At 58.3% G+C, this 19458-nt stretch carries 20 protein-coding genes; 12 read left to right on the top strand and 8 right to left on the bottom strand.

All coding sequences use genetic code 11. The annotated features are described in order from the left end of the window. The first annotated feature begins 22 nt into the window (after window positions 1–22). The 4 genes from I7X13_RS18655 (at window position 23) to I7X13_RS18640 (ending at window position 2422) form a co-directional block, all read left to right on the top strand. Window positions 23–463: a T9SS type A sorting domain-containing protein gene (locus tag I7X13_RS18655; protein ID WP_198076644.1), complete on the top strand. Its 441-nt coding sequence runs from the start codon at window positions 23–25 to the stop codon at window positions 461–463. Between the two features lie 72 nt (window positions 464–535). Further along, window positions 536–1096: a hypothetical protein gene (locus tag I7X13_RS18650; RefSeq protein WP_198076643.1), complete on the top strand. Its 561-nt coding sequence runs from the start codon at window positions 536–538 to the stop codon at window positions 1094–1096. 165 nt (window positions 1097–1261) lie between these two features. Beyond that, complete coding sequence (locus I7X13_RS18645; protein ID WP_233454851.1) at window positions 1262–1702, top strand: nucleoside deaminase; 441 nt, start codon at window positions 1262–1264, stop codon at window positions 1700–1702. Window positions 1703–1807: 105 nt separating this feature from the next. After that, window positions 1808–2422, top strand: coding sequence for a superoxide dismutase (locus I7X13_RS18640; protein WP_198067266.1), 615 nt, complete (start codon window positions 1808–1810; stop codon window positions 2420–2422). Between the two features lie 354 nt (window positions 2423–2776). Here the strand turns inward: I7X13_RS18640 and I7X13_RS18635 are convergent, their stop codons facing one another. Continuing rightward, complete coding sequence (locus I7X13_RS18635; protein ID WP_213019111.1) at window positions 2777–2995, bottom strand: hypothetical protein; 219 nt, start codon at window positions 2993–2995, stop codon at window positions 2777–2779. Between the two features lie 339 nt (window positions 2996–3334). Between I7X13_RS18635 and I7X13_RS18630 the strand changes: the two genes are divergently transcribed. Together I7X13_RS18630 and I7X13_RS18625 are read left to right on the top strand one after the other, a co-directional pair. Further along, window positions 3335–4465: an alkene reductase gene (locus I7X13_RS18630; RefSeq protein ID WP_198076641.1), complete on the top strand. Its 1131-nt coding sequence runs from the start codon at window positions 3335–3337 to the stop codon at window positions 4463–4465. Window positions 4466–4614: 149 nt separating this feature from the next. Further along, window positions 4615–5901, top strand: a complete 1287-nt coding sequence (locus tag I7X13_RS18625; protein WP_198067269.1) for a nucleoside permease — start codon at window positions 4615–4617, stop codon at window positions 5899–5901. A 110-nt stretch (window positions 5902–6011) separates the two neighbouring features. Here the strand turns inward: I7X13_RS18625 and I7X13_RS18620 are convergent, their stop codons facing one another. Continuing rightward, window positions 6012–6422, bottom strand: coding sequence for a nucleoside-diphosphate kinase (locus I7X13_RS18620; protein WP_198076640.1), 411 nt, complete (start codon window positions 6420–6422; stop codon window positions 6012–6014). A 225-nt stretch (window positions 6423–6647) separates the two neighbouring features. On the opposite strand from I7X13_RS18620, the gene I7X13_RS18615 reads away from it, so the two are divergent. From I7X13_RS18615 to I7X13_RS18595, 5 genes are all read left to right on the top strand, one after another. Beyond that, window positions 6648–7694 carry a DHH family phosphoesterase gene (locus tag I7X13_RS18615; protein WP_198076639.1) on the top strand — a complete coding sequence of 349 codons (1047 nt, stop codon included), beginning with the start codon at window positions 6648–6650 and terminating at the stop codon, window positions 7692–7694. A gap of 37 nt (window positions 7695–7731) precedes the next feature. Next, a complete protein-coding gene (locus I7X13_RS18610; RefSeq protein ID WP_198067272.1) occupies window positions 7732–8775 on the top strand; it encodes an FKBP-type peptidyl-prolyl cis-trans isomerase in 1044 nt (347 codons plus the stop codon). Between the two features lie 89 nt (window positions 8776–8864). Next, window positions 8865–9461, top strand: coding sequence for an FKBP-type peptidyl-prolyl cis-trans isomerase (locus I7X13_RS18605; RefSeq protein WP_198076638.1), 597 nt, complete (start codon window positions 8865–8867; stop codon window positions 9459–9461). 10 nt (window positions 9462–9471) lie between these two features. Further along, window positions 9472–9993 (top strand): FKBP-type peptidyl-prolyl cis-trans isomerase, encoded by a 522-nt coding sequence (locus I7X13_RS18600; protein ID WP_198076637.1) that lies wholly within the window; start codon window positions 9472–9474, stop codon window positions 9991–9993. Window positions 9994–10043: 50 nt separating this feature from the next. Further along, a complete protein-coding gene (locus I7X13_RS18595) occupies window positions 10044–10997 on the top strand; it encodes an FKBP-type peptidyl-prolyl cis-trans isomerase (RefSeq protein ID WP_198076636.1) in 954 nt (317 codons plus the stop codon). Window positions 10998–11087: 90 nt separating this feature from the next. Here the strand turns inward: I7X13_RS18595 and recO are convergent, their stop codons facing one another. The 4 genes from recO to I7X13_RS18575 all read right to left on the bottom strand — a co-directional run bounded on the left by recO (window position 11088) and on the right by I7X13_RS18575 (window position 15409). Continuing rightward, the gene (gene recO, locus I7X13_RS18590; protein WP_198076635.1) at window positions 11088–11807 is read right to left on the bottom strand and encodes a DNA repair protein RecO; all 720 of its coding nucleotides are present in this window, start codon (window positions 11805–11807) and stop codon (window positions 11088–11090) included. 63 nt (window positions 11808–11870) lie between these two features. After that, window positions 11871–14222: a type IX secretion system anionic LPS delivery protein PorZ gene (gene porZ / locus I7X13_RS18585; RefSeq protein ID WP_198076634.1), complete on the bottom strand. Its 2352-nt coding sequence runs from the start codon at window positions 14220–14222 to the stop codon at window positions 11871–11873. A gap of 71 nt (window positions 14223–14293) precedes the next feature. Then, window positions 14294–14920 carry a thymidine kinase gene (locus I7X13_RS18580; protein ID WP_198076633.1) on the bottom strand — a complete coding sequence of 209 codons (627 nt, stop codon included), beginning with the start codon at window positions 14918–14920 and terminating at the stop codon, window positions 14294–14296. A 150-nt stretch (window positions 14921–15070) separates the two neighbouring features. After that, a complete protein-coding gene (locus tag I7X13_RS18575; protein WP_198076632.1) occupies window positions 15071–15409 on the bottom strand; it encodes a 2Fe-2S iron-sulfur cluster-binding protein in 339 nt (112 codons plus the stop codon). Between the two features lie 37 nt (window positions 15410–15446). On the opposite strand from I7X13_RS18575, the gene I7X13_RS18570 reads away from it, so the two are divergent. Continuing rightward, complete coding sequence (locus tag I7X13_RS18570; protein ID WP_198076631.1) at window positions 15447–16616, top strand: hypothetical protein; 1170 nt, start codon at window positions 15447–15449, stop codon at window positions 16614–16616. Window positions 16617–16679: 63 nt separating this feature from the next. Here the strand turns inward: I7X13_RS18570 and I7X13_RS18565 are convergent, their stop codons facing one another. Beyond that, window positions 16680–18017 carry a hypothetical protein gene (locus I7X13_RS18565; protein ID WP_198076630.1) on the bottom strand — a complete coding sequence of 446 codons (1338 nt, stop codon included), beginning with the start codon at window positions 18015–18017 and terminating at the stop codon, window positions 16680–16682. Then, on the bottom strand, window positions 18017–19237 hold the full coding sequence (gene rodA / locus I7X13_RS18560) for a rod shape-determining protein RodA (protein ID WP_213019112.1): 1221 nt from the start codon (window positions 19235–19237) through the stop codon (window positions 18017–18019). The genes I7X13_RS18565 and rodA overlap by 1 nt, the downstream gene beginning before the upstream one ends. Window positions 19238–19458 lie beyond the last annotated feature (221 nt).

Here is a 19458-nt window from a genome sequence, read left to right as displayed (position 1 = left end):
TTCTCAATCCCTTCAATTCCCAATGAAATTCCTCCCCTCTTTCGCGCTGGCTGCCGCGTTGTTGTTCGCCGGCTCCGCGCAGGCCCAAACCAAAATCAAGACCAAAACCAAGTCCGATGCCACGGGCATGGAGATTAAATCGAAGGGCACGGCCGGCGCGGTCACGCTCGATGGTCCCATCAAGCGCATCGAAACGCTGTCGGGCATCGACGTATTTCCCAAGCCAAACTCGACCGATATTCTGCTCAGCTTCACCCAGCAGTTCACCAAGCCCGGCACGCTGGTGATGACCGATTACAAGAACAAGGTGATGTACCAGACCGACCTGGACCCCGCCAACAACACCGGCGCGCCGGTGAACCTGGGCAAGATTCCGGCCGGCACCTACCTGGTAGAAGCCAAAACCGGCAACTACGTGTACTGGAAGAAGGTCCGCATCAAGTACCCCACCATTCGGCGCTAACCGATGCCTTAGCAGTGCCCCGGCCCCAAAAGCCGGGGCACTACTTTTATGCCCTCATCGTTGCTCTTTGCTATGAAATTCACATTCGCCTCGCTCCTGCTGCTGTTTTTTGGCCTCACGGCCTTTGCGCCCAAGCCTAAGCTTACCACCGTGAAGCTGGCCTCGAGCCTGAGCGTGGGCGTGCCGGTGGGCTTCGCGCCGCTGCCCGACGACGGCATTGCCGTGAAATACCCTTCGCCGCGCAAGCCGCTGGCCGTGTTTTCCAACCCCAGCGGGCGCGTGGATTTCAGTGTGGCCGTGCGCCCCACCACCTTCGAAAGCTTCGATTACGGCGTACTGATTAAGATTTACAAGTCCAGCATCCAGCGGCTCTATACCAAGGTTGACTTCATCAAGGAAGACATTCGGACCGTGAACGGGCGCGATCTCATCTATTTCGAATTCGTGTCGACGGTGGCCGACAGCAAGCGCACCGGCAGTCAGCTGGCCCCCATCAAACGCTACCAGACCGTGCAATACGCCATCGAGGGCACTCAATTGTACGTCTTCACCTTCGTGGCGCCGGCCGATGAGCAGGCGCAGTGGCAGCCCACGGCCCAGGCCGTGATGGGGGCTATTGTGATGAAGAAGTAAATTGTATGTCATTGCGAGCGAAATGCGGCAATCCTTCCTCCCAATGCCACCAATGCCCTTCTCCTAGAAAGCCTTATCACCCCATTCACCTCTGAACCCTCTGCGTTTAGAAAACCAGTCGCGTTTACAGGACGGATTGCCGCGTTCCGCTGCGCTCCACTCGCAATGACAGATTTATCCGACGACTATTTCATGGCCCAGGCGCTGGCCGAGGCCGAAAAAGCCTTTGCCGCTGATGAAATTCCCATCGGGGCCGTGGTCGTGTTTGAAAACCAGATAATCGGACGGGGCTACAACCAGACCGAACGCCTGCGCGACGTGACGGCCCACGCCGAAATGCTGGCCCTAACCGCCGCCGCCAATTACCTCGGCAATAAATACCTGTCCGACTGCACCCTTTACGTCACCATCGAGCCGTGCGTGATGTGCGCCGGGGCCAGTTACTGGGCCCAGATGAAGGCCGTGGTGTTCGGGGCCGAAGAGCCGAAAGTGGGCTTCCGGCGACATGGAGCGCTACTGCACCCGCGCACTAAGCTACGCGGCGGCGTGCGGGCCGAAGAATGTGCGGCCTTAATGCGTAAATTTTTCAGTTTGAAGAGGAAATAATATACTTTTGACCTTCTCGGCGAAACGGCCGCAACCATGCACGGCGCTGACTGTTTTACCCCTGTCCAACATTCTTACTCACCACCACCCAAACCCTCTGTAATTATGGCTTTCGAACTCCCGAAACTTCCGTACGCTTACGATGCGCTCGAACCCACGTTTGACGCGCAAACCATGGAAATCCACCATAGCAAGCACCACCAGGCCTACGTGACCAACCTGAACGCGGCCATCGCGGGCACGGAGATGGAAAACCAGTCCATCGAGGAAATCCTGCACAACATTGCCAAGGCCCCGGCGGCCGTGCGCAACAACGGCGGCGGCCATTACAACCACTCGCTGTGGTGGACCATCTTGTCGCCCAACGGCGGAGGGCAGCCCACCGGCGCAGTTGGCGAAGCCATCAACAAGGCTTTCGGCACCTACGACAAGTTCAAGGAAGAATTCACCAAAGCCGCTACCACGCGCTTCGGCTCGGGCTGGGCCTGGCTGTGCAAGCAGCCCGACGGCTCGGTACAAATCTGCTCGACCCCAAACCAGGACAACCCGCTGATGCCAGAAACCGGCTGCAAAGGCATGCCCATCCTCGGCCTCGACGTGTGGGAGCACGCTTATTACCTGAAATACCAGAACCGCCGCCCCGACTACGTAGCCGCCTTCTTCAACCTCATCAACTGGGATGAAGTGAACAAACGCTTCGCCGCTGCTTACGCTGCGTAGTTTCGGTAGCGTTATTAGCAGAAAGGCCCGTCTCCGGTTGGAGGCGGGCCTTTTTTGGTGGGGTGTGGAGTAGGCTTGATTTGGTGGGAATGGGTGTTTGGCTGATTCGCTACTTCCTTAACTATGTCCGTCTATGCCTCTTTATCCAAGCACCTACGAGACACAATAGCCCAACATTAATCAGCGTTACCAGAATAAAAAAACGGTCTGTTTCGACGGGGATGCGGTGCCCGCTACCGTGGTAAACGAGCCATGTAAATCCCAAAAACAATAGGGATAAAATTAATAACGTCAGTACGACATATTTCATTTTTTCGCTCATTGTCTAACTAACCCAAATTGAGGAGTATTATGTTAGTTATGCCATTCAGGCACTTTGAGTGCTGACACTGGAATGTAGCCGCGTTTGCCGTTGCGCAATTGAACTAGCGCCGTACTGTCGGCCGGACGGTAGGTGTAATCAATGAAATCGATGGAATCACCTGGCTCGACAATACCTACCGGCGTGTGCTGTCCATCCTGTCGAATTTCGGCCCGTTGGATAATAGCAACCGGATGCTTGAATTTTTCCATGCTACACTGGGCGAAGACAAGAACTAACAACGGTAAAACACTTTTCATGTCACCAAAATACGAAATATAGCAGCCTAGCATATAAGCCTTCCTTTTCCTAAGCCCGCTTCTAAAGCTGTTGAAGCCGCTTGATGTAGATGCTTGAGGTCTCGAAGCCGCATTCCAAGCAAACCGCCTGAAACGCCTGATATCAGCGAATTTGTGAGCTACTCACCTCCAAGCAAACAATCATTCTGTTCTAGCGGCAACCAGTCAAAAACAATTCGTGTACGTACCTGCTTTATCACCGCGTTTCATCCAACCCGGCGACTCACGCACGACGCCACTTCATTCGACCTCATGTCAAGCAAAGCCTTTGAGCCCGCCAAACTGGGCAACCTCACCCTCGCCAACCACCTCGTAATGGCCCCCATGACGCGCAGCCGCGCCCTGGGCAACGTGCCCAACGAGCTGATGGCCGAGTACTACCGCCAGCGCGCCACCGCTGGCCTCATCATTACCGAAGGCGTTTCGCCCTCGGCCGATGGTCTGGGATATGCCCGCATTCCCGGCCTGTTCAACCAGGAGCACGTCACCAACTGGCAGCGCGTCACAGAAACCGTACACCACCACGGCGGCCACATTTTCGTGCAGCTGATGCACGCCGGCCGCATTTTCCACCCCCTCAACCTGCCCGAAGGCGCTGAGGGCATTGCCCCTTCGGCCGTGGCTGCCCAAGGCCAGATGTGGACCGACCAGCAGCAGATGCAGGACCAGCCCACGCCCCGCGCCCTGCGCACTGACGAGCTGGCCCGCGTGCGCGATGAGTACGTGCACAGCGCCAAGCTGGCCCTCGAAGCCGGTTTCGACGGCGTAGAGCTGCACGGCGCCAACGGCTACCTGCTGGAGCAATTCCTGAACCCCGCCAGCAACCAGCGCACCGACGAGTACGGCGGTAGCGTGCAGAACCGCGCCCGCTTCGTGCTCGAAGTAACCAAAGCCGTAGCCGAAGCCATCGGCAAGGAGCGTACCGGCATCCGCCTCTCGCCCTGGGGCGTGTTCAATGACCAGCCGACCTACCCCGAAATCGACGAAACCTACGCCTACCTGGCCGAGGAGCTCCAGAAAATCGGCGTGGTGTACCTGCACCTCGTCGACCACCAGAGCATGGGCGCGCCCGCCGTGCCGGCCCAGGTGGTGCCGCTCATCCGCGAGAAGTTCACCAACACGCTCATCCTGAGCGGCGGCTATACTACCGTAGCTCAGATTGACACCGCCCTCGCCGGCCCAGCCGACCTCGTTGCTATCGGCCGCCCCTTCATTTCGAACCCCGACCTGGTCGAGCGTCTCGAAAAAGGCCAGCCCCTGGCCGAAGCCGACCAAGCCACCTTCTACGCCCCCGGCCCCAACGGTTTCGCCGACGGCTACACCGACTACCCCACGGCCGACGGCCAGCCCGCCGGCACGTTCTCGCCCACTTACGAAGCGTAAAACGCCCTTCTGCGGCTGATTAAAGCCCCTGCGAAGTCTGCCCCAGTTCGGGCACTTCGCAGGGGCTTTTTTATTTATCTTTGACGGCTGTGGCCCTTGCGCCGCGACTGCATCTGTCTTATCCCACCCTCTTTTGCCCCGTTCTCCGCATGAATACGAAGTTGCGCCTTACTGTCCTGAGCTTTCTCCAGTTTTTCATCTGGGGCTCGTGGCTGATTACGATTGGCGCTTATTGGTTTCAAACAAAGCAATGGTCGGGTGCCCAGTTTGGCGCCATTTTCTCGACCATGGGCATTGCTTCCATCTTCATGCCCTCGCTCATGGGCATCGTGGCCGATAAGTACGTGAACGCCGAAAAGCTCTACGGCGTGTTGCACATCCTAGGCGGCCTCGTGCTGTGCGCCATTCCGCAGGTCACGGACCCCGGCACGTTCTTCTGGGTTATCCTGCTGAACATGATTTTCTACATGCCCACGCTGGCCCTGTCAATCGCCGTGTCGTATTCCATCCTGAAACGGCAGGGCCTCGACGTGGTGAAGGACTACCCGCCCATCCGGGTGTGGGGCACCGTGGGCTTCATCGTGGCCATGTGGACGGTGAGCCTGCTCGGCTTCGAGAAATCGGCCAGCCAGTTCTACGTAGCCGCCGGCGCGGCTATTCTGCTGGGCATTTATTCGTTCACGCTGCCCGCCTGCCCACCACAGTCAGCCAACACCTCCAGCCAGAACCTGGCCGAAATCCTCGGCCTCAAGTCGTTCGCCATTCTGCGCGACCGCAAGATGCTGACCTTCTTCCTCTTCGCGCTGCTACTTGGTGCCGCGCTGCAGCTCACCAATGCCTATGGCGACACTTTCCTGCACGATTTCGACAAGAATCCGGCCTATCAGGAAACCCTGACGGTAAAGTATCCAGCCATCATCATGTCCATCTCGCAGATTTCGGAAACGCTGTTCATCCTCGCCATTCCGTTCTTCCTGCGCCGTTTTGGCATCAAGCAGGTGATGCTGTTCAGCATGATTGCCTGGGTGCTGCGCTTCGGCCTGTTCGCCTACGGCAACCCCGGCCAGGGCCTCTGGATGATTATCCTCTCGTGCATTGTGTACGGCATGGCCTTCGATTTCTTCAACATTTCGGGCTCGCTGTTCGTCGAAACCCAGACCCAGCCCAGCATCCGGGCCAGCGCCCAGGGCTTGTTTATGATGATGACCAACGGCTTTGGCGCTGTGCTCGGCAGTTCGCTCAGCGGCCTCATCATCCAGCACTACTTCACCGATGCCAACGGCGTGAAGGACTGGCACAGCATCTGGCTCACGTTCGCGGGCTACGCGCTGGTAATCGCCGTTCTGTTCGTGTTTATCTTTAAGCACAAGCACACCACCCAGCCGGTGGAAGATTCTTCGCACGTCGAGCCACTGCTTTCAGTTGAGCAGGCATAAGTAAGCTCAACAATACAAGATTGGTATAAAAACAGTCTGTTTTTAGTATAAAGAAAAAGCCCGCTCTGCATGCGCAGAGCGGGCTTTTTGCTACCTTGCGGCAGTCGGAACTACTTGTTGCCGAAGAAGAAGTCGCCCTCAATCTGAGCGTTTTCGTCCGAGTCCGAGCCGTGCACGGCGTTGGCTTCGATGCTCTTGGCGTACTTCTTCCGGATGGTGCCTTCCTCGGCGTTGGCCGGGTTGGTGGCGCCGATGAGGGCACGGAAATCGGCCACGGCGTTGTCTTTTTCGAGAATAGCCGCCACGATGGGGCCGCTCGACATGTATTTCACGAGGTCGTTGTAGAACGGACGCTCGGCGTGCACAGCGTAGAACTGGCCGGCGCGCTCGGCGCTGAGGTTGATTTTCTGGAGCTCCACGATGCGGAAGCCGCCGGCCTCAATCATGCTCAGGATGCCACCAATGTGGTTTTCCTGAACGGCATCGGGCTTAATCATCGTGAATGTGCGGTTGGTGGCCATTGCGTTGGTCGGGGGAGAATTGGGGTTAAAAAAAGTATTGCGCCACAAAAGTAGCACCAAAGCCCACGGGTTGCTTTGGCCGGGTGCAGCCGGCGGTTGTGATACTGTTGGAGAACCTTCCGGGGGAAGTGCGTTGTTGAGAACGGATTTATGCCGACTTTTGCCGCCCCAATTATTCGTAAGCCACCGGCCCTCAGTTCCATTTCCAGGCCATTCACGTTGTCGATGTCTAGTTCAATTTCCGCGCTGCAAGCGTTGCTGGCGCAGCCCAAGCAGGTTGTTATCACCACCCACCACAAACCCGACGCCGATGCGCTGGGCTCCTCACTGGCCTGGGCCGGCTACCTCAAGCAGAAGGGCCACCACGTTACGGTGGTCACGCCATCCGATTATCCGGCCTTCCTCAACTGGATGGAGGGCAACGAGGAAGTAGTTATTTATGACAAGCGCCAGAACGACCGGCAGGTGCGCGACCTCATCGCCCGCGCCGAAGTCATCTGCTGCCTCGATTTCAGCTGCCTGGGCCGCATCAACGAGTTGGGCGAATATATCCGGGTTGCCAGTGGCACCAAAGTGCTGGTCGACCACCACCAGGAGCCCGAAGACTTTGCCGATATCACGTTTTCGGTACCCTCGGCGGCCGCCACGGCCGAGCTTATCTTTGAGATTATCCGCGACCTGGGCGACCAAAACCTCATCACCAAGGGCATGGGCGAGGCGCTGTACGCGGGCATCATGACCGATACGGGCTCGTTCCGCCACCCCAGCACCTCGCGCAACGTGCATTTGATTATCGCCGAGCTGCTGAAAGTGAACATCGATTTGTCGTCGGTGCACCGCCGCATCTACGACTCGCATTCTGAAATCCGCCTCCGCTTTCTGGGCTTTGTGTTGAAGGACAAGCTGGTGGTGAACCGCGAGTTCAATACCGCCTACATCGCCATCACGCAGGAGGAGCTGCGCGAGTACCAGAGCAAAACCGGCGACACCGAAGGCCTGGTCAACTACGCGCTGAGCATTGAGGGCATCAAGTTTGCGGCCGTTTTCATTGACCGGGGCGTGGCCGTTAAAATTTCCTTCCGCTCGGTGGGCAACTTCTCTGTCAGCGACTTCTCGCGCAAGCATTTCGATGGCGGCGGGCACCACAACGCCGCCGGCGGCATCAGCTACCTGACCCTGGATGCAACCGTGGACCGCTTCCTAAGCATCCTTCCTGAGTACAAGGAGCAATTAACGGGCGTACCCGCTGCCGTAGCGCCGCCGGTGGCGTAACTTTGAACCGTTTCTGACTCTCACTTTTTTAATTTTCATGCGTTTTTCCTCCCGCTCTGCGCGGCAGCTGGCCCTGGCGGCCGGCGTGCTGAGCTTCGCTTCCCTCACCGCCTGCAACAAAGGCGGGGGGGACTTTGCCAAAACCAAGTCCGGCATCGAATACAAGATTTTTAAGAAAGTTGGCAACAGCTACGAGCGCCGTGAAATCGGCCCCGACGGCGACCCGACCTATAAGGACCGCGTGGGCAAGTTCCTGCTCGGCAACATGCAGTACCGCACCGGTAAGGACTCGGTGCTCCAGAACACCCGCCGCGACGTGGGCCTGCCCGTGCCCCTGCCCCTGCAGGAGCTGAAGCAGAAAGGCATGCCCGACGAGGCCTTGTCCCTGCTCCAGCCCGGCGACAGCGGTGTGTTCCGTTTCCAGGTCGATTCGCTCATCAAGCCTAAATCGGGCCAGCCGGTGCCCCCGTTCCTGCGCAGAGGCGGCAACGTGGTGCAGATGTTCGTGTCGACCACCGACAAGCTTATCACCCAGGCCGAAGCCCAGGCCATGCAGCCCGAACTGCAGAAGCGTGCCATGGCCGCCCAACTGAAGCAGCGCATGGCCTCGCCCGAGTACGCCAAGCAGATGCAGGCCCAGAAAGATGCCCAGGCAAAGGCCATGGCTACTCCTGAGGTGCAGGCCCAGCTGAAAAAGGATGACGCCGTGCTGCAGGAATACATCAAGAAAAACGGCCTCACTGTGCAGAAGACGCCCTCGGGCATCTACTATCAGGTGCTGAAACCCGGCACCGGCGCTCCGGCCAAAGCCGGCCAAACCGTGAGCGTGAACTACAACGGCACGTTGCTCAGCGGCAAGCAGTTCGACTCGTCGGACAAAGCCGGCAAGCCGATTGATTTCCCCCTCGGCCAGGGTGCCGTGATTCCGGGTTGGGACGAGGGCATCGCCCTGCTCAACAAGGGCAGCCGCGCTATCTTGCTCATTCCTTCGCCGCTGGCCTACGGTACCCGCGGAGCGGGTGCCGACATTCCGGCCAATTCGCCCCTGCGCTTCGAAGTGGAACTAGTTGACGTTCAATAATCATTCTTATAGTGCTGGATTCCGGCCAACGGGCGGCGCGGCATTGCTGCCCGGGCTCCGTTGGTCGGAATCTTTTTATCCTCTTCGCCATGAATAAATTTCTGCTCCGTGCGCACCATTTGGTGCTGGGTGCCTGCCTGCTACTCGCCGCTCCGGCCCTCTGGAGCTGTAACTCGCAAACAACCTATCAGAAGCAATTGGCCGAGCACCAGAACCAGCTGAAAGCCATCGACGAGGACACGATTCACAACTATCTGGTCCGTACCAAGCTGCTGAATAAGGCCCACCGCACCAATTCCGGCCTGTATGTGGTGGATAGCGTGGCGGGTACTGGCACGCCCGTTACCGTTGGCAAACAGGTGCGCGTAAAGTATATCGGACGGTTTCTGAGCACCGGCGCGCATCCGGCCACCACGGGCTACCCGGCGTCATACGGCAATGCTAACTATCCGCAGGGCACTATTTTCGACAACTCCTCGGAGAACCACACCCAGTGTGGTTGTGTGGTGTTCACGGGCGGCAGCGGGGCCATTCCCGGGTTCAATGAAGGCTTGCTGCTGATGCGCCAGGGCGACCGCAAATTGCTGCTCATTCCGTCTTACCTGGCCTACGGCCCCGCCGGCTCATCCACCATTCCCACCGATGCAGCCCTGATGTTTGACGTGGAAATCCTCGAAGTATTCTAAGCATTTCGGCATGCACGGCACCACAGCCATCGGATGGGGAATGGGCAGCCTGCTGGTCCTGCTGATGCTTGGCAGCCCGGCGGCCAGTGCCCAGGTTAGTTCCAAGCCGGCCGTACCCACCACGCCTACCACCCCCATCGTCGGCGCCAGCCCCGATACCGCGCACCTCGCCCCGCAGTTTACGCCGGGTGGGGTGCGTTTTGTGTTTCGGGAGCGCGGCACGGGGCCGCTCCCCAAGCCCGGCCAGCGCGTGGCCGTGCGCTACACCGGCTTTCTGCCCGATGGCCATGTGTTCGATGCGACGGCCGCCTCGGGTGGGCCGGTGCGGTTTCGGGTGGGGCGCAAGGAAGTGATTGCGGGTTGGGACGAGTTGTTGCCGCTGCTGCCTGTGGGCTCTCGGGTGCGCGCCTGGATACCGGCCGCGCTGGCCTACGGCGCAGCCGGGGTGCACGACCCCGACGATGAATCTCATTATCTAATCCCTCCCAACACCGAGTTAGTATTCGAACTGCAGGTTATGAGCGTGCGGTAAGGCTTAATGCTTAATTCCACAGCTCACCTTCCAGAATCCTATTTAAAGTAATGCGAAATCTGTTTTTTGCCGCGTTAGGCGCCCTGCTCAGCCTAGTCCAAACGGCGCAGGCGCAGGCGCCTGCCACTGATTTTTCCCGTCTGCCAGCAGGCACCGAGTACCGCCTTTTCCGCAAAGACGCGGCCGGGCACTACCAGCCCCGGGCCCTAGCTCCCACCGATGCGCCCTATGCCAGCCGCGCTGGCCAGGTGCTGACGGTATTCATGGAATTTCGCACCGGCCGCGATTCGGTGCTGATGAACTCGCGCCAGGTGCAGCCGCTGCCCCAGCCGGTGGCGCTGCCCGCGCAGGTAACCCCCGGCAGCCTGGAGGAAGCTCTTGGGCTGCTTTTGCCCGGCGACAGCGCCATCTTCCGCTTCCCGGCCGACACCATATTTGCGAAAACTTTTCGCCAGCCCGTGCCGCCGTTTTTGCGCAAGGGCGGCAACACGCTGGTGGTACTGGCCAGCGCCCGCGAACTGGTGACGATGGCCGAGATGACGGCCCGCCATCAGAAGCAGCAGGAAGAAAACATCCGCCAAGGCAAAGCCCTGGCCGCGGCGCAAATGACCAAGGACGTGGCTGCCATTCAGGCCTACCTGAAAAAGAACAAGGCCACAGCCAAGAAAACAACGGGTGGCACTTACTATATTTTCAAAAAACTCGGCACCGGCGCTACGCCCAAAACCGGCCAGACCGTGCGCGTGCTCTACCGGGGCACGGTGCTGGCCACGGGCCAGGAATTCGACTCCTCGGCTAAGCACGGCAATGAGCCCATTTCCTTCGTGCTGGGCCAGGGCCAGGTTATTCCGGGCTGGGACCAGGGCATTGCCATGCTCAATAAGGGCAGCAAGGCGGTACTGCTCATTCCCTCGCCCCTGGCCTATGGCCCCCGCGGCGCCGGTGCCGACATTCCCGCCAACGCAGTGCTTCGCTTCGAAGTCGAGCTGGTTGATTTCAAATAACCCGTTCTAACGCAAGAAAAACCGGCCATTTCCGGCCAGAAGTAAACTGTTCAATGAGCAGTTGGCTTCTGGCCGGAAATGGCCGGTTTTCTAATTAAGAACCTGCGAGAGGATATCAAGGGAGCGAATTTCACCCATCTGCTCTACGTGCAGCTGGTAGTAGCGAATTAGCACGTTCAGCAGTTCGTGGCGCACGCGGCCATTGGGAATGGTGCTGGTGGCGGGGTCGCGCAGCAGTTCATCGAAATAGCCGTCGAACTCGCGCAGCCGTAGCGTGGCCGGGCCGGTCACGCCCTTGGCAGTGGCCGCGTGGCCCGCCATAATCACTTGGTCGGTCAGTTCGCTGCCTGAGCTGATGCCAAAGCCCAGATAGGCCGCCAACTGCAGCAGAAACGTCAGTGCAAAGTTTTCGCTGCCTACCGCCTGCAGGTCAAACGCCAGAATGGAATCGTGCAGGAACTGAAACAGCGGTTCGTTCTGCTCTTCCTCGCGCACGGCGTGGCCCACTACTTCCGATAGAAAGAGCACCACGCTGCTCTTGTGCACATCGTAGGGCAACGTCTGGAAGGGCTCAGCGCACCGAAACTCCGACAGCCGCGTGAGGCCGCCGCTGCCCCGGGCCACGTAGGCCACCAGTTCCAGCAGTGTGAAGGGTTGAAACAAGGCAATACGCCCCGGTGGCTTGGCCTTGCGCACGCCGTTCACTACATAGGTCTGCACGCCCAGGCGCTCGGTGTACACCCGGGCGATAATGCTCGTTTCGCGGTATTTGAGGTAGCTGAGGACAATGCCCCGCGTCTTAATCAGCATAGGGAGAAATTAAAAAGGAAGCCGTAGAATGGGCGCCGCGCACCATTTCTCCTTCTACGTTCCTTATTTGCTAAGGACGGCCACTTTGCTCACACAGCCGTTTTTACCGTCGGCATCCGACGACAGGACAAGATAGATACCTGACCGCACACGCTGGCCATCGGGCTTGGCCAGGTTCCAGGTGACGGCCCCGCCGGTGGCCGTGGTGGCATATACCAGGTGGCCCGCCACATCCGTAATTTTTACCAGTGCGTTGTTGGCCAAGCCAGTAATCCCGACCATCCCTTGAAAATCAGGCCGCACGGGGTTTGGGAATACGGCCGTACAGTTTGGCTCGCCTTCGGTCACGGTGGCCGAACCGCGGTAGGCCACCACGCCGGCATCAGTAGCAACCCATACTTCGCCGGTTTTGTCGTTCACCTTCACGTCCACGATGCGGTTGGACGGCAGGGGGCTGTTGGCGGTGGTGAAGTGCATCAGCGCCTCGTCGGCATCGGCGCTGAACAGCCACAGGCCGTTATCAGTCCCGAACCACTTTCGGTCGGCTCCATCAACGGCCAGGGTCCGCACAGCCTCGCTGAACAATGCCGGAAAGCCCGTGCCTTCGCCCCGGCGCACCACCGGCAGCGTGAATCCGGCCTGCGATAAAAACGGCCCGCTCGGGTCATTAAACACGGCCACGCCTTTGATGGTAGCCGCCCAGATATAGCCACGCCGGTCTTTTGCCAACTCATAAATCTGGTTGTCGGGCAGGCCCGTCGACGTCGTAAAAAAACGCGGAGCATTGGCGGTATTAGGCGCTGGGTCGATAGCATAGATGCCCAGCGGTGCGCCGGTAGGTTCCGTTTTGCGCGACACGGAGGTCCAGACATAGCCATTATCATCCAACGCAATGCGTTCGAGGGCTTCCAGCCCCAGCGTGTAGGGAACGGTTTGCCAAGTATTAGCCATGGGGTCAAACAACGACAGGCCCGACACTCCGGGGCGCAAGTGGCGATTCACTACCCACACTTTACCATCGGCGGCCGTGGCCACATCGGTAATATCTACACGGTTACGGTCGCCAAACGTGCCCAGCAACGGGCTGCCCGACGGGCTACCTTCGCCAAACGACCGGAACTTACCCGGCCCCTCCCATTCCAAAAGCCCCCCATTGAAGTTGCCGACGTAGAGCTTGCCATCCGGTGTGCGCGTGCCCCGCACCGGGCTGGTCGGGTTGGGAAAATCAGCCGGGTTAGGGTAGGAAGTAGCGTCGAAGTTGGTCCATTGCCCACCTTTATACTCGTAGAATCCGGCCCGGTAGCCCGACAAATCATACCGCTCCGAATAGCGCCCCGTGAAGATGTCCACGGTATTGGTACGCGCATCGGCCAGTATGCTGAAGGACAAGCTACTGGCCGGGCCATTGGCCACAAACGACTCGATGACTGCGCCAGTCCCCGGCTGCACCCGCAGCAAGCCCTTGTTGTAATTAGCTACGAAGTAGCTGCCGTCGCGCGCCCGCACGGCATCCTGGGTCAACGTACCAGCTGTGGGCGGAACCACGGTGGTAACGGCGCTATTGCCACCAACGCGCCGCACCCCGGCGTTGTCATCGATGGCTAACACCCCGATGCTGCTGAAGCGCAGACTCCTGAACTGCCCGGAATAGGTACCAGGAACGGCCTGCCACCCGCCGGCCGCGTAGTTATACACGCCCGTGCCGTCGACGGCCGCGTACACCTGCCCCCCGTAAGCTGTCAGGAACCGGTATATCGGCCGGTTGGCCACCAAGGGCACCGGCAAGGCCACCGTCCAGTTGTGATAGTCCAGAAGATTATTTGCCAAGGCTCCCCGCAGCAACCCCGCCGAGGTGGCCAGGTAGAGGAAGCCACCGGCCGAAGCGGCATCATACACGCTAACCATCGCTCCACCGGGACCAATATTGCTGTAGGTATCGGAGATTTCGAGCTTGGCTAAGTCAATCACTACCAACCCGAAACCGCACGACAGATAGGCCTTGCCACCCCCAATTGATATTCGGTTGATGGTTTTATCTCCTTGAATCGATTTACGCAGAATGTCGTTTAGGTTCCGCACACTGCCGTTGGGCCGCAGAATGTCAATATTGGCATTGCGGTACCCCAGCACCGTTTGCTGCGTCACCGAATCGTAAGCCAGGGCCGTCACCGACACGTCATTCAGGCCGTCGCGACGCGAGAGCACCTGCGTGGTATTCTGTTTCTTATCTAAAAAATAAAAGGCGTTTTCCGTGGCTACGTACAGCCGGTTTCCCGCATCGGCCAGTAGCAAGGGGTGGTTGGTGGGGAGGTGTAACTGCCAATCGCCGTAGCCAACTGTGCCTTGGGCAAAGGTGGCATTCGCCCACAAAAACAATCCGGCCAACCCAAACAAACAACGGAAAAAGTGGGACATATGCTCAGCAAAAGCTCAAAGGAAGGATAGAAAGCAGCAGGGCTGCCGTTGCCAACGCTACACCCCGAAATTTAGTGCGTAGCGGCCGAGCGGGCTTCCGTTGTGGGTTCTTTGGACTGCACGCCCTCCAAAAAACACGGCCGGCAGCGGGCTTCGTAAGAATCGGTTTCGCCCAACAACACTTGGCTGGCGCTGGCCGCAATGCGGTAGGAGTACGACGCAATTTCGCCGCAGCATACGCACACGGCGTGCACCTTGGTCACGTACTCGGCCGTGGCCAGCAGGGCCGGCATGGGGCCAAACGGACGCCCCAGGTAGTCCATGTCCAGCCCGGCCACGATGACGCGGGTGCCATTGTTGGCCAGCTGCGCGCACACGTCCACCAGCGAATCATCAAAAAACTGGGCTTCGTCGATGCCCACCACGTCGGACCCGGCCGCGAGCAGCAGAATTTCCGAGGCAATGGCCACCGGCGTCGAGCGAATCCGGGCGGCGTTGTGGCTCACCACATCTTCGGCGTGGTAGCGCGTATCGAGCGCCGGCTTAAATATTTCGACCCGCTGCCGGGCAATGCGGGCACGGGTAAGGCGGCGAATTAGTTCTTCGGTCTTGCCCGAAAACATAGAGCCACACACCACTTCAATCCAGCCCCGGCGGGGGGCGTTGTGGCGGTTTCCGACGCGAGGTTCAATAAACAAAATACGGGCGGGCTTGGGTGGTTTTGAATCCTAAAGTTAGGAACGAACCGCCAAGGGTAATGCCCATCGCACCCATTACCGCCGCTCCGAATGAGCAAACGTTCTGACCGCCTGCTTTTACCCGCTTATGTGGCCTAGCCATTATTTTGATTAATCGGCAGCCGGCCTTTCGTCGTACCGCACATGGGGCAACTTTGTGGCTTCGGGCACCCTGCCGGTGGCATCGCCCGCAGGCAGTTGGGCCTGGCAGGTCAGGCGCTCATTGGGCAACAGCCGGCCCGCCGCCTGGTAACGCAGCTCGGCCACCGTGAGCGGGCTCAGGTTTTCCTGGCCTGAACGCAGCTGCAGGCGGCAAGTGGTGCAGCGCCCCTTGGCACCGCAGGCGTGCATCCAGTCGTGGCCCGCGGCTTGCAACGCCGCCAGCAATGTTGCCCCGGCGGGTACGTTCACGGCCGCGCCGGGCAAATTCTCAATCGTTAACAGGGCCATTTGTGCCTAACTTCGGCCACCGAAACCCGGCCTTTTTATGAACGACAAATATAGCTTCGCCAAGTGTGCACAGTATGGCCGCCGCCTGGCCGCCCGGCTCTGCGACCAGCATTTTGGTGCCCAGCCCACCGCTACCCTCGACGGCGCAGCCGTGCTCAAGTTCACGCCCATTCGCCAGCTCAACTTATTGGTTATTCGCCAGCTATTGGGCCAGTGGCAGGCCGAAACCGCCCGCCTGCGTAGCGTCTATTTCGATTTTGAGGCCGCCCCCGTCCAAGCGGCCTTGGCCCAGTTCATGAACGTGCTTTCGCGCCACATCAGCCTGAACCGTGTAGCTTTTGAACCGCTGCTGGCCCAGGCTGCGGCCGATACGCTCGGCCTCGTGGCCGACCCCGCCGGCAGCTTCCAGCGTCTGCTGCTCGGCACTACCGAAACGCCAACGCTGACCGGGCTGCGCGACAATCTGCGTTACATTGACATCGACAAAGCCTTTTACCAGGGTTTTGTCGATAGCCTGCCCATTAGCGACGACCTCGGCCGCGATTTCCTCACGCATCGGTTCGAGCTCTACCACGCGGCTAACTATAAGGCTCATCAGCCCATGCAGCGCCTCGTCGCCGAGCTCAGTGCCCTGCTACCCCTCACCACCGCCGACCTGCTTGAAGATGGCCCGGTATCCGCTGCCACAGCCTCTCCACGGGTCGAAGAGCCTGTTGCTATCCCAGCACCGACGCCAATTCCGGTGGTTGCCCCTCCTACTTTCGTCGCGCCTCCCAAGGAAGAATTGCCGCCAGCTGCTCCTAAGCCAGCACCCGCTGCCGAAGCCCCGGCCCGCCTTTCACCCGATACCGACTCGGCCAATATTCCTCTGCACGAAAAGCTGAAGGCCGGCCAGCAAGCCGCCCCTGCATTAGCCGAAACCCTTCGCGCCACGGCGGCCCCCACTTCGCTGGCCGGACGCTCCGGGCCTAAAGTTGATACCTTGCGCGAAGCTATTTCCATCAATCAGCGCTTCAGCTTCATCAACGAGTTGTTCAACGGTGAAAACATGGATTACCACGCCGCCATTCAGCACCTCGATTCCCTTCCCACCATCGACCAAGCGCGTGCTTACGTCACTACCGACCTCTCACAGCGCTACGACTGGAGCCGCAAGGAAGAACATGTCAACAAGCTTCTGAAGCTTATTGAGCGCAAATTCGCATAGCAAGATGCCACGCGCTTTCCGGCATTACGTTGTTGTTTTTTCTAAGAAGGCTGGCCGCATCGGCTAGCCTTCTTGCTTTAGCGGTATTTGCGGTGGCCAATTAAGCCCGGCCAGCGCCAGCGCCAGCAGCAATGGCCACACCGGCACCAAAAACCGAGCAGCGCCCAATGGCCCCGTCAGAGCTGCTACGTACAGCAGCAGCCCCACTGCCACCCAACGCCCATTATGGCACGCGGTATTACCGTATTGCAGCCGCCGGAAGCCGCGCACGGCAAATCCTAATCGGGCTACGTTTGCCAGCAATACCAATCCCAGCAGTCCTAATTGCCCCCAAGGCAGCCCTATAACAGCCTGCCACAGCCGGCCTTGTCTCGCCTGAGTCAGCAAGCCGCCCCCAACTGGCGGTGCCCAGCCCAGCAATTGGCTCAAATCGAAGCGCCCCGGGTCCAGAAACAACGCCACCATTCCTTGCACATGCTGCCGCGCATACAAGCCGATATGCTCGGTCAGCATTGCCGCCGCCTGGACCTGAATAAAATGCTGCCGCGTCGCAAAATCCGGCTTAGTATTCGCTTGGTCGATTACCTGCGTCACCCATTTTTCTTCAACCTCCGGCCCGGCAATCTGCCGGAGCACCCCTGCCGCATTGTATTGCAGTAAGTTTATCTCTGCGATGCTGGAAAAATGAAAGTACCCCGTTCGTTGCTGGTTCCATAGCATATACAGTCCTACCACCAGCACAGGCAACACGCCGATAACCGTTACTGCTGGCCGACGATACCGCCATCCCACAACGATTGCCAGCATAACTGCCACAAAAGCCAACGGATAAAAAACCGGCTTTAGCAAAAAAGCAACAATCACGGCCACCGCCCCGCCCGCACAATACCGTAATCGGGGAGAATGAATAAATGCAATGGCAGTAACGGCAATACTGAGCACTGCCGTTTGCAGCAGCATTTCACTCATCACGGCACTCGCATAGATGAATTGCGCCGGAAAAGTCAGCACGGCCGCCAATGCCAGTGCCCAATCCCGCAAGTTTGGATACGCCCAGCGGGCCCACCACCTCAAAACCAACCCAAGGTTCAGCAAACTGAGCACATTCTGAACCACCAGCAGCATTACCGGCCACCCACCGGCCCCTCCCAGTCCTAGTATAATCAACGGATAACCCGCCGGCCGAATCGTAAACTCCTGCACCGCCTGCCCGCTAGGCGCTATCCCCGGCCAGGGACGGGCATAAAGCTGTCCATGTCGCCACAGGTTCTCCGCCGCCTGAATGTAGCGCCCGGTATCCACAAAGGACCAGCGTCCCTGGTGCAGTACCCATCCCAACGTCAATACGTGCGCGCCCACCAGCACCGCCCATACCCAGCCAGGGACCTGTGATTTCTCCATCAGCGCACTAAATCCTGCTTACGGTAGGCATCCAGCGCCAGCAGGCTAAACAGCAGAATGGTAAACGACCACAACGAAGAGCCGCCATAGCTAAAGAAGGGCAATGGAATTCCCACCACCGGGGCCAACCCCATTGTCATGCCCATATTCACGGTGATATGAAAGAACAACACACTCGCCACGCAATACCCATACGTGCGTCCGAACACCGATTTCTGTCGCTCAGCCACGTAAATAATGCGCCACAACAACGTCAAGTAAAGCCCAATTACCACTAGGCTTCCCATCCAGCCAAATTCTTCCCCAACTGTACAAAAAATAAAATCAGTACTCTGCTCAGGCACAAAATCGAACTTAGTCTGTGTCCCTTGCAGAAATCCCTTCCCTACCAGCCCTCCCGACCCAATGGCAATTTTGCTCTGGGTCACATTCCACCCCTTGCCTAATGGGTCCGAAGAAGGATTAATAAGTATTTCTATTCGCTGCCGTTGGTGAGGCTGCAGTACATGGTTATAGAAGAAATCTACCCCCACCACCATTCCAATCACGGCCACCCACACCCCTATTGCCAGCGGCAGGTGGTGTCGTAAAACCCGTCTATTCAATCCCAATACGGCCAGCAGAATAACCGTAAAAGCTGCCACTAGCCACATTTTGGGCACCATCAAAGCCAATACCAATACAACACCGGCTACAGCTAGCAGCAGCAGTATCAACGGCGACATTCCTTCTCGGAAGTACGCCAGCAACAGAGCCCCAAAAACCAATGCCTGCCCCGATTCATTCGACGCCACAATCAACAATGGTGGCAGTAGCGTAATGCCAGCTAAAATCAACTGGTCTCGCCAATCCTGATACCTCAGGTTAATACTCGCCATGAAGCGCGAGGCAGCCAGCGCAGTCGTAAATTTTGCAAATTCCGCCGGCTGTAGTCTTACTGGCCCCAATTCCAGCCACGACCTCGAACCGGCAATTGGACGCGCCACCACCATCGTTACCAACAAGAGTACAATCATGCCTACATATAATGCATATGCTAAAGTATCATATGCCTTATAATCAACGACAAGCAACACAACAATCAACACGCCAGCCGTAGCAATCCACAACAATTGCTTAAACCAGTTGAATGCCATCAACTTGTCAAAGGTCATGCTGTTCAATGGATTCGCTGGCGCATCTGGCGAGTAACTCGATGCATAAATACAAATCCACCCCATTGCAACTAATATCACATAAAGCAATACCGTGACCCAATCAATACTTCGGCTGTAACGTGCGGGAGAAACTTGCACAAATAATATTAATATGAATAAGCTGACAAAAATACAATAGTCTAATCTTTCCTTAGCGGCCGGAAGGGGTTTAACAGCAAAATCCCCGCTTGGTTGCTGGCGAAAGCATCCAAGAGGGGATTTCCTTGATAAGGTTGGCGGCGACC

The organism is Hymenobacter negativus, assembly GCF_016056375.1.
Taxonomy (GTDB): domain Bacteria; phylum Bacteroidota; class Bacteroidia; order Cytophagales; family Hymenobacteraceae; genus Hymenobacter; species Hymenobacter negativus_A.
This window is presented reverse-complemented; position numbering and strand designations above follow the sequence as displayed.